Source organism: Pantoea sp. nfd-35 (assembly GCF_056892255.1).
Genome location: NZ_CP122403.1, coordinates 4,075,652 through 4,089,737 on the forward strand (window position 1 = coordinate 4,075,652; position 14,086 = coordinate 4,089,737).

Here is a 14,086-nt window from a genome sequence, read left to right on the forward strand (position 1 = left end):
TGCTCAGGCAGGGATGCCGCACGCGTCAATCAGGTCAGCCTCTCTTGGGCTGACCGGCCCGCCTGTGGGCAAAATCTGGCGAATAAGCCAGAGATCACAAAAGCCGACAATAAATATAAGATACTGATTTTTATTGATTAATTTTTCGGTCATTTCTTTGACTGGCCCGGCTTTTCCCCATAGCATTTAGTTGAAATGACATTCCACATTATGAAATAAAGCGGTAACGCTGGGAGTATCAGTCGTATGAGAATCAGCTATCAGCAGTTGTATGAGGAGTTTCTCCGCGTACTTACAGGTCGTAACGTGCCTCAGGATAAAGCCGAAGCCTGCGCGCGCATGTTTACCGAAACCAGTCTCAACGGCGTGTATTCCCACGGCGTAAACCGCTTCCCGCGGTTTATTCAGCAGCTGGATGCTGGCCATATCGTGCCCGAGGCGGAACCACAAAAAGTCCTGTCGCTGGGCGCGATCGAGCAGTGGGATGCGCAGCGCGCCATCGGCAACATCACCGCGCACGGGATGATGGATCGTGCTATGGCCCTGGCATCGGATCACGGTATTGGGCTGGTGGCACTGCGTAATGCCAATCACTGGATGCGTGGCGGCAGTTATGGCTGGCAGGCAGCCGAAAAGGGCTTTGTGGGCATTTGCTGGACGAACTCCATTGCCGTGATGCCGCCCTGGGGCGCGAAAAGCGGCGCTATCGGCACCAACCCGCTGATCATCGCCGTGCCAGGCGAGCCAATCACCATGGTGGATATGTCGATGTCGATGTTCTCCTACGGCATGCTGGAAGTGAACCGTCTGGCCGGTAAGAGCCTGCCGGTCGATGGCGGATTTGATGATGAAGGCAATTACACGCGCGATCCGGCCACCCTTGAGCAAAACCGTCGCATCTTACCCATGGGTTACTGGAAAGGCTCCGCGCTATCGGTGGTACTGGACATGCTGGCCACCCTGCTCTCCAACGGTGCCTCCGTCACCGAAGTGACACACGACAACGGCGATGAATTCGGCATCTCGCAGGTCTTTATCGCGATTGATGTTGACCGCCTTATCGACGGTGAAACCCGCCAGCACAAGCTCGACCGCATCCGGGCATCAATTATCAACGCTGAACGGGCCGACAGCGCGCAGGCCATTCGCCTGCCCGGCGATAAGTTTCCGCCGCTGCGGGCTGAAAATCAGCGACTTGGCATTCCGGTAGATGAGCGCGTCTGGGCGCGTATCCAGGCGCTGTGAGGAGGGAATCATGATCACCGGACACATCGCGAATACCGACCCGCGTCACTATCCTCCGGCGATCGCCAAAGCGATCGCCTGCCTGACCCGCTACGACCTGCCCACCCTGGCGGCGGGACGTTATCAGGACAGTGAAACCGGCTGGGTTATGCAGGTACTGGATCTGCACACCGTTCCGGCCGAGGAGAACTACCCGGAAGCACACCGCCTGTACATTGATGTGCAGTACCTGGTTACGGGCGAAGAAGTTATCGGCGTCGCAACGCAGCCTGTGGATTTCGCGGTGCATCAGCCTTACGACCCGGAGCGCGACATTATTTTTTACCAGCACGTGCCGCATGAGACCCAGGTGCGCATGCTGCCGGGCACCTTTGCCGTGTTTTTTCCGCAGGATATCCACCGGCCAAATTGCGCGGTGAGCACGCCAGGACCGATTCGCAAAGTGGTGGTCAAGATCCCCACCTGCGATCTGGCGTAAGCAAGGAGAAAGGCCATGAGTCTGACATCAACTGCCGTTAACCGTGAAAAGATCCCTGCTCTGCGCTGGTTACGGATCATTCCGCCTGTCCTGATCACCTGCATCATTTCCTATATGGATCGGGTTAATATTGCCTTTGCCATGCCGGGCGGAATGGACGCCGAACTGGGCATCAGCGCCTCAATGGCCGGTCTGGCGGGCGGTATTTTCTTCATTGGTTACCTGTTTTTGCAGGTGCCAGGCGGCAAGCTGGCCGTCTACGGTAACGGCAAACGCTTTATTGGCTGGTCGCTGCTGGCCTGGGCAGTCATTTCGATACTGACCGGCATGGCAACCAGTCAGTACCAGCTGCTGGCACTGCGCTTTGCGTTAGGGATCGCCGAAGGCGGCATGCTGCCGGTGGTGCTGACGATGATCGGCAACTGGTTCCCGGATGCCGAGCGCGGCCGCGCCAATGCGATTGTGATCATGTTTGTCCCGATCGCCGGGATCATTACCGCGCCGCTCTCCGGCTGGATCATCACCGGCTGGGACTGGCGCATGCTGTTTTACGTGGAAGGCGCGTTATCGCTGGTCGTCATGGCCCTGTGGCATTTCACCATCAGCAACCGGCCGCAGGAGGCGAAGTGGATTTCTCCGGCTGAAAAGCAGTATCTGATTACGACCCTGCACAACGAGCAACTGATGATCAAAGGGCAGAACGTGCGCAACGCTTCTCTGCTTAAGGTCATGCACGAGCCCGTGATGTGGCGGCTGATTCTGGTCAATTTCTTTTATCAGACCGGCATTTACGGCTACACCCTGTGGTTGCCCACCATTCTTAAAGAGCTGACCCACGGCAATGTCGAGCAGGTTGGTATGCTGGCCATACTGCCCTACGTCGGGGCGATCTTCGGCATGTTTCTGTTTTCTGTTCTTTCGGATGCAACCGGGCGGCGCAAGCTGTTTGTGGCGCTGCCACTGGCAGGTTTTGCGCTATGCATGGCGCTGTCGGTGTTGCTAAAAGCGCATATCTGGTGGTCCTACGCGGCGCTGGTGGGCTGTGGCGTGTTTATTCAGTCTGCAGCGGGCGTGTTCTGGAGTATTCCGCCGCGCCTGTTCAATGCCGAGGTCGCGGGCGGGGCACGCGGCCTGATCAACGCACTGGGCAACCTTGGCGGCTTCTGTGGGCCTTACATGGTCGGCGTGCTGATGGCGTTCTACAGCAAAGATGCCGGGGTTTACAGCCTTGCCATTTCGCTGGCGCTGGCTGCGCTGCTGGCAATGACCCTGCCTGCCCGCTGTGATTCTGCGAAACGGGAGGCGTTATGAAACGCTGGCTGGGACTGGACTGCGGCGGCACCTTTATTAAAGCCGGACTCTACGACAGGCAGGGCCGCGAGCTGGCCGTTGCGCGGCAAAACCTGCCGGTACAGGTACCAGAGCCGGGTTATGCCGAACGCGATATGACGCTGCTCTGGCAGCAGGCGGCAGCGGTCATTCGCGAAGTATTGACCCGCAGCGGTCAGGATGCCGCCGACGTCGCTGGATTAGGCATCTCTGCTCAGGGTAAAGGGCTGTTTCTGCTGGATAAAGATCGCAATCCGCTGGGAAATGGCATCTTATCCTCCGATCGTCGCGCCCTGAGCCTGGTGTGCAACAGTGGCAGCGGGAAGGCATGCCGCAAAAACTCTATCCTCTCACCCGACAGACGCTCTGGACCGGCCATCCGGTGTCGCTCCTGCGCTGGCTAAAGCAGCATCAGCCGCAGCGCTACGCCGCAATCGGCAGCGTACTGATGGCCCACGACTACCTGCGTTTCTGTCTGACCGGCGAGCTGGCCTGTGAAGAAACTAACATCTCTGAATCCAATCTGTACGACATGCAGGCGGCAGACTGGTCGCCCGCGCTGGCTGAGATGCTGGATATCAGCGAGATCGTGCCGGCGTTGCCCCCGATTGTGGCATCAACGCAGATTGCCGGCTATGTAACCGCGCAGGCTGCCGCCGCATGCGGTTTGCTGCCCGGCACGCCTGTGGTCGGGGGCCTGTTTGACGTGATGTCCACCGCGCTGTGTGCGGGACTGAATGACGCAACGCGCCTGAACGCGGTGATGGGCACCTGGTCGGTGACCAGCGGCATTACCGACTGCATTAGCGATGAAGCAGACTATCCCTACGTTTACGGTCGCTATGCCATTGAAGGCCAGTATCTTATCCACGAAGCCAGCCCGACATCGGCGGCAAACCTGGAGTGGTTCTGTGAACAGTGGGGCATCCGCGACTACCAACAATTAAATCAGTGGGTTGAGGAGCTGGAACCTGCCAGCAGCGCGCTGCTGTTTCTGCCTTTTCTGTACGGCACCAACGCCGGGGCCGACCTGCACGGCAGTTTCTTTGGTCTGCAGGCGGGCCACACGCGTGCCCACCTGGTGCAGGCCATCTACGAAGGCGTGGTGTTCTCCCACCTGACGCATCTCAACCGCATTCTGCAACGCTTTCCTCAGGTCACTGCCCTGCGTCTGAGCGGCGGCCCTACGCGCTCCGCGCCCTGGATGCAGATGTTTGCCGATGCCAGCGGCCTGCGCGTTGAAGTGCCGCAGATCAGCGAAAGCGGCTGTCTGGGCGCGGCGCTGGTGGCGTTGACCGGCACCGGTGCTTACGCCTCGCTGCAGCAGGCCCAGCAGGCCCTGGCGCCGGATATCGTCACCTGGCTACCGGACAGCACACGGCATGCCCGTTATCAGCAGAAGTATCAGCGTTATCAGCATCTGATCCGCGTCCTGAGTGACGCACAAGGAGCCCCCTTATGAGCCTGCCTTTACTCCAGCTGGCGCTGGATCATACCGCGCTGGATGCGGCGCTGGATACCGCACAGCAGCTGCATCAGCATGTCGATATCATCGAAGCCGGTACGTTGCTGTGCCTGAGCTGCGGAGTCGAAGCCGTGCGCCGTCTGCGCCAGCAGCATCCGCAAAAGACCCTGGTGGCCGACTATAAAGTGGCGGATGCCGGCGGCACGCTGGCAGACATGGCCTTCACGGCGGGCGCAAGCTGGATGACGGTCATCTGTGCCGCACCGTTGGCGACGTTTGCCAGCGCGCTGGACGTGGCACAGCAGCACCAGGGCGATATTCAAATCGAACTGTTTGGTCACTGGACGCTGGACGATGCCCGCCGCTGGCGGCAACTGGGGCTGAAACAGGCCATTTACCATCGGGGGCGGGATGCCCAGGCCAGCGGGCAGCAATGGAATCAGCATGACCTGGATACCATGAAAGCCCTGTCGGATTTGGGTTTTGCGCTCTCCATCACGGGCGGCATTACGCCTCAGGATCTTGCGCAATTTAAAGACGTTGACGTGAAAGCGTTTATCGCCGGGCGCGCCCTCAGCGATCCCGCCAGCGGCATTCAACGCGCAGCGGAATTCCATCAGGCCATTGCCAGCATTTGGGGAACAGTATGAAACGCCAGCATCCGTTAGGTATTTACGAGAAAGCCCTGCCCGCTAACCTCACCTGGCCTGAACGACTGGCGCTGGCAAAAGCCTGTGGCTTTGATTTTGTGGAAATGTCGGTAGACGAAACCGACGTGCGGCTGGAGCGCCTGACCTGGAGCAAAGAGCAGCGCCTGTCGCTGGTCAACGCCATGATTGAAACCGGCGTGACCATTCCCTCCATGTGCCTGTCGGCGCATCGCCGCTTTCCGTTTGGCAGTCACGATCCGGCGATCCGCCAGCGGGCAGACGATCTGATCGATCGCGCCATCCAACTGGCAAAGGACGTGGGGATCCGCACGATTCAGCTTGCCGGTTACGACGTCTATTACGAACCCCACGATGATGGCACCGTGGCGCGCTTTGCCGAAGGCTTGTCACGTGCGGTGCAACGCGCCGCCGCGGCGCAGGTGATGCTGGCGGTTGAGATCATGGATACCGAGTTTATGAACGCTATCAGCAAGTGGAAAGTCTGGGAGCAGCAGCAGGCTTCTCCATGGTTTTCCGTTTATCCGGACGTGGGCAATCTCAGCGCCTGGGGCAATGATGTCACCGCCGAACTGACCCTGGGTATTGATCGCATCGCCGCGATTCATTTGAAGGATACCCAACCCGTGACCGCAAGCTCGCCGGGCCAGTTTCGGGACGTCCCCTTTGGTCAGGGCTGCGTGGACTTTGTCGGCGTATTCCGCACGCTTAAGGCGCTGAACTATCGCGGATCGTTCCTGATTGAAATGTGGACGGAAAAAGCCGAGGAGCCGGTTGCCGAGATCGTGCAGGCCCGGCGCTGGATTGAACAGAAAATGCAGGAAGGAGGTTTAGTATGAGCATAGCCGCCATGAAAGAGCAGGTGCTGGCCGCCAACCTGGCGCTGCCGCGCCATCAGCTGGTGACCTTTACCTGGGGCAACGTCAGCGCTGTCGATCGCGCGCAGGGGCTGATGGCCATCAAACCCTCCGGCGTGGAGTACGACGGCATGACGGTGGACGACATCGTGGTCGTGGAACTGGAAAGCGGACGGGTGGTGGAAGGCAGTAAAAAACCCTCGTCGGATACCGCGACGCACCTGGCGCTCTACCGCGCCTTTGCGGATATTGGCGGCATTGTGCATACCCATTCGCGCCACGCCACCATCTGGGCGCAGGCCGGTCAGGACCTGCCCGCCTGGGGCACAACCCATGCCGACTACTTTTACGGGGCCATTCCCTGCACCCGGCTGATGACGGAGGCCGAAATAGCCCACGACTATGAACACAATACCGGCGAAGTGATTATTGAAACCTTCCGCACGCGCGGCATCAGCCCGACCGCTATTCCTGCCGTGCTGGTTAACGCGCACGGACCCTTTGCCTGGGGAAAAGACGCCGATAACGCGGTCCACAATGCGGTGGTGCTGGAAGAGATCGCCTATATGGGCATTTTCTCCCGCCAGCTGACGCCCGGTATTACCCACATGCAACAGCCCTTACTGGACAAGCACTTTCTCAGAAAGCATGGAGCAAATGCCTATTACGGGCAGTAATCCACGGTGGTTATCTTACTCAGCAGGAGCGGTTAACTATGAACAGGTCGTTTCGTCTGACGTCCCCTGCCGACCGGCATTATGGTCCGGCGCTTTGGGCAGGGTTTTGGGGCGGCAACGTTGCCAGCTTCGTAAAATGGGGAACGGAGAATCCGTTTCCGCCCAGAACGCCTGACAGGGCGATTCCCCCTGCGGAGATGCTGCAGGATATGGGGATCAACGTCAGCAACCTGGTCTATCATTATTCCGGTCACGTGGTGAACTGGGGCATTGCCGGGGTTCACCACCTGTTCTCAATCGTCTTCGCCCTGCTCTACTGCGCCCTGGCCGAGATCCTCCCGGTCGTTACGCTGGGCCAGGGCGTAGCGTTTGCCCTGCTCATTACCCTGGGCTTTCACGGCGTGATCTTGCCGATGAACGGCTGGGCACCGCCCTTGTGGCACCTGCCGTTAGCGGAAATCGCCTCGGAGACGTTGGGGCATATTCTGTGGATGTGGACGATTGAGATCTTCCGGCGCGCCATGGGCGGGAGCGTCTTTCCGCGCGCGTCCGCGTAGTGCCTGTATCCCCTCAAGTCATCATATTTGTTTAAGAACCCTCTGAAATCCCAACGGCGCACTTCTGATCCTGTGCGCCTAACTCCGTCGATCGTCGCCATTTTTTCTGCAAAATTAGGCTATCAGGCAAAATCCTTTTTTTTTGGCTGCTAAGTGGCGGTTGATAATCGTTAAGGCATTTTTACAATACGGCCTACGCTTAACCCTAACCGGCTCGTTCAGGCGAACGCCGTGATTGAGTAAACTGACAGGCCTGTAACGCTCATGAAAATCGTCTCAATCCAGTATCTGCGCGGCCTGGCTGCGCTACTTGTGGTGCTGGCGCACAACTCATCGCTGTTAGAAAGTCACTGGACCCGGCACATTCCCGGCGCGCTGGGCGTGGACGTATTCTTTATTATCAGCGGCTTCATCATGACTTTTATTACGCATCAGTTTAACGAAGCGCCGACGTCGTTCATGGTGAAACGCTTTTTCCGCATCTGGCCGGTCTTCTTTGTGGTTTGGCTGCTCTCGTTCGTGGTGGTTTATCACGACCGTTCGCTTCAGGATATGTCCTGTGCGCTCTACTTCTGCCTGCAGGATTACAGCAGCCCCGGGCCGACCTTTGGATTCAGCGCATTAGGTCCGCCGTGGACGCTTTCCTATGAGATCCTGTTCTACGCCGTATTCACCGTGGCGATGTGCATAAACTATCGCTACCGTAGCTTCCTGTGCGCACTGATTTTCCTCGCCTCCAGCGTGGGCTTTCAGCTGTATTACAACGGCAGTTTTACCTTTTCCTCTCAGGTTTCGCCTGATATGGCGGTAACGCACTGGTGGCAGGCGTGGATCAAACTTATCAGCAATACCATCTGCATGGAGTTTATCTTAGGGATGATGCTGGCTGAATTAATCGTCAGACAAAAGCTCCCTGAGCTGAATTCTCAGATGCGCAGAATACTGCAGGTGGGGCTGGTACTGGCGTTTGCGACAGCGCTGATGATTGGGCCGCAGCCGTTTGGCCTGCATGGCGGTTTCTGGCTGGCGGCGGCCATTATGAGCATCACGGTGATGCTGGGTTACCGCACGGAAAGTGGTCATAACCGTACGCTGATCTTCTTTGGCGATATCTCGTATTCGCTCTATCTCATCCACTATCCGATGATGATATTGCTGATGAACAGCCTGGCGAATAAAGCCTGGACGGACAATCTGATGATTTTCATCCTCTCCATTAGCATCAGTGTGGCGCTGGCCTCCGTGATGTTTTTCTGGATTGAAAAACCCGCCATTAAGGCAGGCAAACGCGTTGCCCGCTGGTTATCAACGCCGTTGACGCTGCACAGAAGTTCGTAACCCTTTAAAAGCAGCGGCCGCCCGGGCCACTGCTTCGCCACTATCAGAAGCTCTGCCAGTTATCTTCCTGCGCACCTGCACCAGCCGCCGCAAGCTGTGGACGCTTCAGCACGGGCGCGGCCGTCACGGCGGCTAAAGGCGGCTTAGCGGCGATAACCTGAGCTGAACGGATGGTAAAGGCGGCCACCAGCTGTTGCAGCGTGGTGGACTGCTCCGTTAACGAACGCGCAGCGGCAGAAGCCTGCTCCACCAGTGCGGCGTTTTGTTGGGTTACGCTGTCCATCTGATTGACCGCTTCATGTACCTGACCAATGCCCTGCGACTGTTCGCTTGCCGCCACCGCAATCTCATCGACCAGATCGTTTACCTGACGCACGGCATCGTTCATCCGGCCCATATTTTGTCCGACTTCTTCAGCCTGAGCGGCACCGGTTTCAACGTAGCGCATGGAGGACTCGATCAGTGCTTTGATCTCACGGGCAGAAGAAGAAGAGCGCTGTGCCAGATTACGCACCTCTCCGGCGACCACGGCAAAACCGCGTCCCTGCTCACCGGCACGGGCGGCTTCAACGGCCGCATTCAGCGCCAGGATGTTGGTCTGGAAGGCAACGCCTTCAATCAATGCAATAATGTCGTTGATTTTCGCTGAACTGCTTTTGATATCGGACATGGTGCTCAGCATGGTTTTGACTTTGCCCGAGCTGTCTTCCGAGATTTCACGCGCATTTTTGGACAGCTGGCTGGCGAGGCGGGTATTTTCAGCCGTCTGACGCACGGTTTCGCTCAGTTCAGACATACTGGCCGCCGTTTCCTCCAGCGACGCTGCCTGCTCTTCGGTACGCGCCGAGAGATCGTCGTTGCCAGCTGAAATCTGGGATGAGGCAGAGCCGACAGAGTGGGATGCCTGTTCAACGGACGACAACGACTGCGCCACATTGCTGACCAGATGATTATAAGCGCTGGCCGTTAAGCCAATTTCGTCGCGACGCGACTCATCTGCGCGCAGCGTCAGATCAAGACGTTCGCTGGCGCTTTCCATGGTGGCACGAATGGCGTTGAGCTGACGACGGATGCTGAAGATGGTTTTCACCGAAAACGCGCCAAGCAGCAGGATAATCAGCAGCGAACCGCCGGACATGCCCCACAAGGTTTGTTGATAAACCTGATTGTTTTGCTGGCTGTAGGTTTTGCCAATGTCCACATTCAGCTGCAGCTGTCGCTTTAACCCCGCTATCAGATCGCGAACAGACTGACCCACACCACTGTCTCCCTGGATCGCGCCCAACGCGATAGCATCATTTTGTGCCCGTGACCCGGCAAAAAAGGTCGGCAGCCTGGCTTCCGCTTCTTTTATCTCCGCAAATGCTTTTTCGCTCAGGGCCTTGTCTTCAGCACTGGAAAGGTCGTGATCAAAGTAATACTGGTTTTGCTTTTTCAGATCCGCAATCACGCCAGCGATATCTTTCTCAAACTGGGCCTGCTTGCGTTGATCGGTCGCACTTTGATGGCGATAAAGCAGCAGTGTCAGGGCATTGCTGCTATCGACAAGCTTATTAAGATCGGTAATAGAAGGAATTGTATTTCTCTGCACGTAATCGAAGCGTGATTGAAATCCTGTTACCACCGTGATCGCCACCATAGCCAGAACAGCCAGTGAGGCGGCAAGGAGGGAGAAGGTCAGGAAAAGTCGCTGTGTAATGGTCATTTTTTGTTCCGCCTGGTCGTTAAAACGAAAATGCTTTGTGCATTAAATGTACGCACATAAAGACTATCGGCATGTACCTGACAAAACTGAGCGTATTCGTTTAGGTATTGTTTACATTATGTAACGGCACAGCGTGTTTAGCGGCGACAGGAGGAAAAAGTGAGATTGAGTGAGGCTTGCCCGGCGTCACACCGGGCAAGAATGAAGACTTAAAACAGTACCGAATAGTTCAGCCCAAAGGTGCGACCCCGGCCTTTGTACTGATACAGCGACGGCGAGCCATAGGTCGGGCTGTAGAACAGCGGCGCACGCTGTCCCCACACCGTGGTGTAGTCGCGATCCAGCAGGTTCTCGACGCTAAAGCTCAGCTTGCCCACCGGCAACTGGTAGCTGCCGATAAAATCAACGGTGGTATAACCGTCAATTTTGTTGCCGCCGTTATCGGTCAGGTCAAACGACTGCGTGCTTTGCAAGCGCAGGCTCCAGGGATCCGGCGACCAGCCAACATAGGCGGTGGCTTTCGATGGACTGGCATAAATGACATCCCACTTCTTCCAGCCGCCATCTTTTTTGGTTTCAGACTTGACCAGGTTGAAGTTGACGCCGGTGCTCCAGTTGGTATCGGGGATAAAGTAATCCACCGCACCTTCCACGCCATAAATACGGCGCTTGTCATCGTCCACGTTAATGGTCATATCGCTGCGGTTGACCGAGATCGATTTGTCTGACAGCGAATAGTAGGCTGCTAACTGCGTGCGCAGGTCATTACCGGTGTAACGCCAGCCCAGCTCGTAAGAATCGACTTTGATGCCCTGAAGCTTCGACTGATCGACATTAACGCTGTTCAACAACTGGTAGTTGCCGTTTTGCAGACGATAGGTGCCGTTGCCGTAATACTTGCCCGGATCCGGCAGTTCAACGCCTTGCGAGAAGTTGAACCATGCCTGCTGCCGCTCGGTGATATGCATCAGGATACCGGCGTTGTACAGGACGTTGTCGTAATCCGTTGAGCCGCCTGGAATCGCATCGGCCGAACGCGCCGTGCCATTAGCAATCGCCTGCTGCTGGGCATAGCCGACAAAGTCGTCCACCTTGTTTTCGGTGTACTGATAACGTACGCCGCCACTCAAGGTGAAGGTATCGTTGATGTCGTAGCTGGACTGCAGGAAAGCCGCCAGGTTAGTAATGTCATAACCCGGATAGCGTCCGGTGGTGTAAATGCTCTGGTTGTTCAGGCCACCCGAGGCGGCCGACTGTGCCAGATCAAAGAACATCTGATTGGAACTAAAACGTTCATGATCGGCATCAACACCGTAGGTCAGCTGCAGGTTGTCGAGCGGTTTACTGGTGATTGCCAGCTTGCCGCCGTACTGGTCAGTATCCTGTTTAGAGGAAGAGAGGCTGGTTACCCGCCCGCCGGACACCGTTGGGAAGGGATAAAACGCCAGAGATTCATCACGATAGTAGACCTGACCCACCAGCTCCTGACCCAGGAAATCGGTATTAGAGTACTGCAGACTGACCAGGTGGCGCTCGGTGCCGGGAATACGGTCTGAGTTCAGTCCTTTACTGGTGTAGGCGTTACCGTTACCGGTTACCGCCGAAAAGTTTCGGCCAAGATAGAGGCCATAATCGTCATCGCCCTGGCTCTTGTAATATTGCGTCACCAGCTGCAACTGCTGGTGATCGTCAATCTCAAGCGTGCCGGTGCCCATCACATCCAGACGATCGGAGTATTGCAGGCCCGTCTGGGTGTTATCGAGCAAAACAGAATCGCCGTTGCCGTCATACCAGCCGCCAAACTTCTGGTAGGCCACCGACAACCGTCCCGAGGCGCGGTCATTGCCGCCCGAGATTGCGCCCGCCACGCGCTCATCGTGATCTTTACTGTTGTTAAACCCGGTTTTGGTGCCGGTTTCAAACTCAAACTGGGTGCCCGGCTGGCCTTTTTTGGTGACGATATTGATCAGACCACCGGTGCTGCCCCCGCCGTACAGCGAGGTTGAACCGGAGATCACCTCGATGTGATCGATGTTAAAGGGATCGATCGAATCCAGCTGGCGGCTGTCTGTGCGCGAAGAATTCAGGCGAACGCCGTCCACCAGCACCACAATCGCGCGGCCGCGCATATTCATGCCGTAGTTGGTTCGGCCTTGGCTACTGACATCCAGGCCCGGCACCAGCTGCGCCAGCGCATCTTTAAACTCTTTGCCGCCCTGGACTTGTTGCTCCAGTTCGGCCCCCTCAATCACCCAGGTGGTTTGAGCCATTTCTGCCACCGTACGGTGCGTACGGCTGGCCGAAACCACCATGTCATTTTCACTGGTTTGCTGTGCGACCGCGGGCGCCATCATGGCTAACAACAGCGGATTAAGCAGCCAGATATTCTTGTTTTTAGTCTTCATTATCGTTCCTGCGTGCGAGGTTAAGGCTTACCCCAAGGACTCGGTATAGTTTTTAGTGGACGCAGCGCCATGCTGCGGTTTTTCCCGGCTGACGCTGCGCCACTGGATCAGGGCGGGCGGCGTGCTGAGATCGAACAAATCGCGCCCCAGTGCGCGATTCAGAATACGGGCGGATCGCCATGCCATCAGGCTGAGCTGAGGCTCCGCGATACCGTGGGTTTGCATACTGGCGTTCACCGCAAAGATGTTATTTTCTTTTGGCCCGTTCCACTCAAGCGTGAAGTCCTCACGCACGCTGAACGTGCACTCATCTTTCATGGTCAGGCGGCTCATCAGGGGGGAGAGCAGTTCTGGCAGCGCAGGCCGGTAGCCGGTGGCGAAAATCACCACATCGCATTCGATAAGGTCGTAGCCCTGGTCAAGCTGATGCTGCAACTGAAGCTGCCAGCACTGGTGATGACTGTTGAGTTCAATGACCGAGCGGCTCGGCAGCAGGTGCGCATTGCGCGGCTGACGCTGCACTTCAAAGCGATGATACAGCTCGCGATAAATCGTCAGCAGGGAATCTGCCGTGATGCCGTCCGAGGTCATCTTCTGTTCAGCCAGCATTTTCTGTCGGGCAGCCTCGTTCAGACCGACAAAGCTGGAAACGTATTCTGGCGTGAAGTACTCGTTGGCAAAAGCGGCCTCATCCAGGGCGTTAAAATTGTTGCGGCGCGACACCCAACTGACCTCAGCCGGTTCACCCCATTCACCCCGGAAGGCGTTGAGGAACAGATCGGCACCACTCTGACCGCCGCCAATCACCGCCACACGCTTGCCGCGCAGGTCGGGTTTACGCAGGCTCATTTCGCTGGCGTGGAAACAGGTGGCGCTGATGCGGTTTACGCAGGGCGGCAGGTAGGGCTGCTTGCCAATACCCAGACAGATGTTGCGGGCATAGCTTTCCCCGCCGTTGCTGTGAATCACAAAGCGTTTATTGGCTTCATCAAAATCGATGCGTTCCACCGTGTGATTAAAGCGCAGGTTGTTCATGCCCTCGGCAGCCCAACGCAGATAGTCGGAAAACTCATCGCGCGAGACGGTACGTAACTCGGTAGTCATAAAGCGGTAAAACTTTTTACGCTTCACCAGATAGTTCACAAAGCTGAACGGGCTGGTGGGCGCGACCGCGGAGACCAGATCTTTTAAAAACGAGGTCTGCATATGGCAGTCAGGCACCAGCATACCGGGATGCCAGGCAAAATCTGGGCGGCTGTCTAAAAACTGGCTGGTAAAGCCTTCAGCTTCGTGTGCCAGCGCCGCGATACTCAGGTTAAACGGGCCAATGCCAACGCCAATAAAATCAACAGTGTTTGTCAT

At 56.9% G+C, this 14,086-nt stretch carries 11 protein-coding genes and 1 pseudogene; 9 read left to right on the forward strand and 3 right to left on the reverse strand.

The features are described from left to right. Positions 1 to 246 precede the first annotated feature (246 nt). From yiaK to P9J57_RS18940, 9 genes and pseudogenes are all read left to right on the forward strand, one after another. Positions 247 to 1,245, forward strand: a complete 999-nt coding sequence (gene yiaK, locus P9J57_RS18900; RefSeq protein ID WP_014595128.1) for a 3-dehydro-L-gulonate 2-dehydrogenase — start codon at positions 247 to 249, stop codon at positions 1,243 to 1,245. A 10-nt stretch (positions 1,246 to 1,255) separates the two neighbouring features. After that, a complete protein-coding gene (locus P9J57_RS18905; RefSeq protein ID WP_133344671.1) occupies positions 1,256 to 1,723 on the forward strand; it encodes a NanQ anomerase/TabA/YiaL family protein in 468 nt (155 codons plus the stop codon). 15 nt (positions 1,724 to 1,738) lie between these two features. Continuing rightward, positions 1,739 to 3,034: an MFS transporter gene (locus P9J57_RS18910; RefSeq protein WP_089517678.1), complete on the forward strand. Its 1,296-nt coding sequence runs from the start codon at positions 1,739 to 1,741 to the stop codon at positions 3,032 to 3,034. Then, positions 3,031 to 4,514, forward strand: a pseudogene (locus P9J57_RS18915) (FGGY-family carbohydrate kinase). The gene P9J57_RS18910 and the pseudogene P9J57_RS18915 overlap by 4 nt, the downstream one beginning before the upstream one ends. Next, a complete protein-coding gene (ulaD, locus tag P9J57_RS18920; RefSeq protein WP_014595124.1) occupies positions 4,511 to 5,167 on the forward strand; it encodes a 3-keto-L-gulonate-6-phosphate decarboxylase UlaD in 657 nt (218 codons plus the stop codon). The pseudogene P9J57_RS18915 and the gene ulaD overlap by 4 nt, the downstream one beginning before the upstream one ends. After that, positions 5,164 to 6,024, forward strand: a complete 861-nt coding sequence (locus P9J57_RS18925) for an L-ribulose-5-phosphate 3-epimerase (protein WP_014595123.1) — start codon at positions 5,164 to 5,166, stop codon at positions 6,022 to 6,024. Before ulaD ends, P9J57_RS18925 begins: the two co-directional genes overlap by 4 nt. Beyond that, positions 6,021 to 6,719: an L-ribulose-5-phosphate 4-epimerase gene (gene araD / locus P9J57_RS18930; protein WP_029570889.1), complete on the forward strand. Its 699-nt coding sequence runs from the start codon at positions 6,021 to 6,023 to the stop codon at positions 6,717 to 6,719. The genes P9J57_RS18925 and araD overlap by 4 nt, the downstream gene beginning before the upstream one ends. Positions 6,720 to 6,757: 38 nt before the next feature. Next, positions 6,758 to 7,276 (forward strand): YagU family protein, encoded by a 519-nt coding sequence (locus tag P9J57_RS18935; RefSeq protein WP_078828962.1) that lies wholly within the window; start codon positions 6,758 to 6,760, stop codon positions 7,274 to 7,276. 264 nt (positions 7,277 to 7,540) lie between these two features. Next, entirely contained in the window at positions 7,541 to 8,614 is a 1,074-nt protein-coding gene (locus tag P9J57_RS18940; protein ID WP_105077056.1) for an acyltransferase family protein, read from the forward strand. A gap of 43 nt (positions 8,615 to 8,657) precedes the next feature. Here the strand turns inward: P9J57_RS18940 and P9J57_RS18945 are convergent, their stop codons facing one another. The 3 genes from P9J57_RS18945 to iucD all read right to left on the reverse strand — a co-directional run bounded on the left by P9J57_RS18945 (position 8,658) and on the right by iucD (position 14,086). Further along, positions 8,658 to 10,319: a methyl-accepting chemotaxis protein gene (locus P9J57_RS18945; RefSeq protein ID WP_133344669.1), complete on the reverse strand. Its 1,662-nt coding sequence runs from the start codon at positions 10,317 to 10,319 to the stop codon at positions 8,658 to 8,660. Between the two features lie 209 nt (positions 10,320 to 10,528). Continuing rightward, the gene (locus P9J57_RS18950) at positions 10,529 to 12,724 is read right to left on the reverse strand and encodes a TonB-dependent siderophore receptor (RefSeq protein WP_014595119.1); all 2,196 of its coding nucleotides are present in this window, start codon (positions 12,722 to 12,724) and stop codon (positions 10,529 to 10,531) included. A 27-nt stretch (positions 12,725 to 12,751) separates the two neighbouring features. Then, positions 12,752 to 14,086 carry an NADPH-dependent L-lysine N(6)-monooxygenase gene (iucD, locus tag P9J57_RS18955; RefSeq protein ID WP_133344667.1) on the reverse strand — a complete coding sequence of 445 codons (1,335 nt, stop codon included), beginning with the start codon at positions 14,084 to 14,086 and terminating at the stop codon, positions 12,752 to 12,754.

Bases quoted from the DNA above. Each gene is read 5' to 3' on its own strand.
- yiaK (WP_014595128.1), top strand. From the start codon at position 247: ATGAGAATCAGCTATCAGCAGTTGTATGAGGAGTTTCTCCGCGTACTT.
- P9J57_RS18905 (WP_133344671.1), top strand. From the start codon at position 1,256: ATGATCACCGGACACATCGCGAATACCGACCCGCGTCACTATCCTCCG.
- araD (WP_029570889.1), top strand. From the start codon at position 6,021: ATGAGCATAGCCGCCATGAAAGAGCAGGTGCTGGCCGCCAACCTGGCG.
- iucD (WP_133344667.1), bottom strand. From the start codon at position 14,086: ATGACAAACACTGTTGATTTTATTGGCGTTGGCATTGGCCCGTTTAAC.
- P9J57_RS18910 (WP_089517678.1), top strand. From the start codon at position 1,739: ATGAGTCTGACATCAACTGCCGTTAACCGTGAAAAGATCCCTGCTCTG.
- P9J57_RS18940 (WP_105077056.1), top strand. From the start codon at position 7,541: ATGAAAATCGTCTCAATCCAGTATCTGCGCGGCCTGGCTGCGCTACTT.
- P9J57_RS18925 (WP_014595123.1), top strand. From the start codon at position 5,164: ATGAAACGCCAGCATCCGTTAGGTATTTACGAGAAAGCCCTGCCCGCT.
- P9J57_RS18945 (WP_133344669.1), bottom strand. From the start codon at position 10,319: ATGACCATTACACAGCGACTTTTCCTGACCTTCTCCCTCCTTGCCGCC.
- P9J57_RS18935 (WP_078828962.1), top strand. From the start codon at position 6,758: ATGAACAGGTCGTTTCGTCTGACGTCCCCTGCCGACCGGCATTATGGT.
- ulaD (WP_014595124.1), top strand. From the start codon at position 4,511: ATGAGCCTGCCTTTACTCCAGCTGGCGCTGGATCATACCGCGCTGGAT.
- P9J57_RS18950 (WP_014595119.1), bottom strand. From the start codon at position 12,724: ATGAAGACTAAAAACAAGAATATCTGGCTGCTTAATCCGCTGTTGTTA.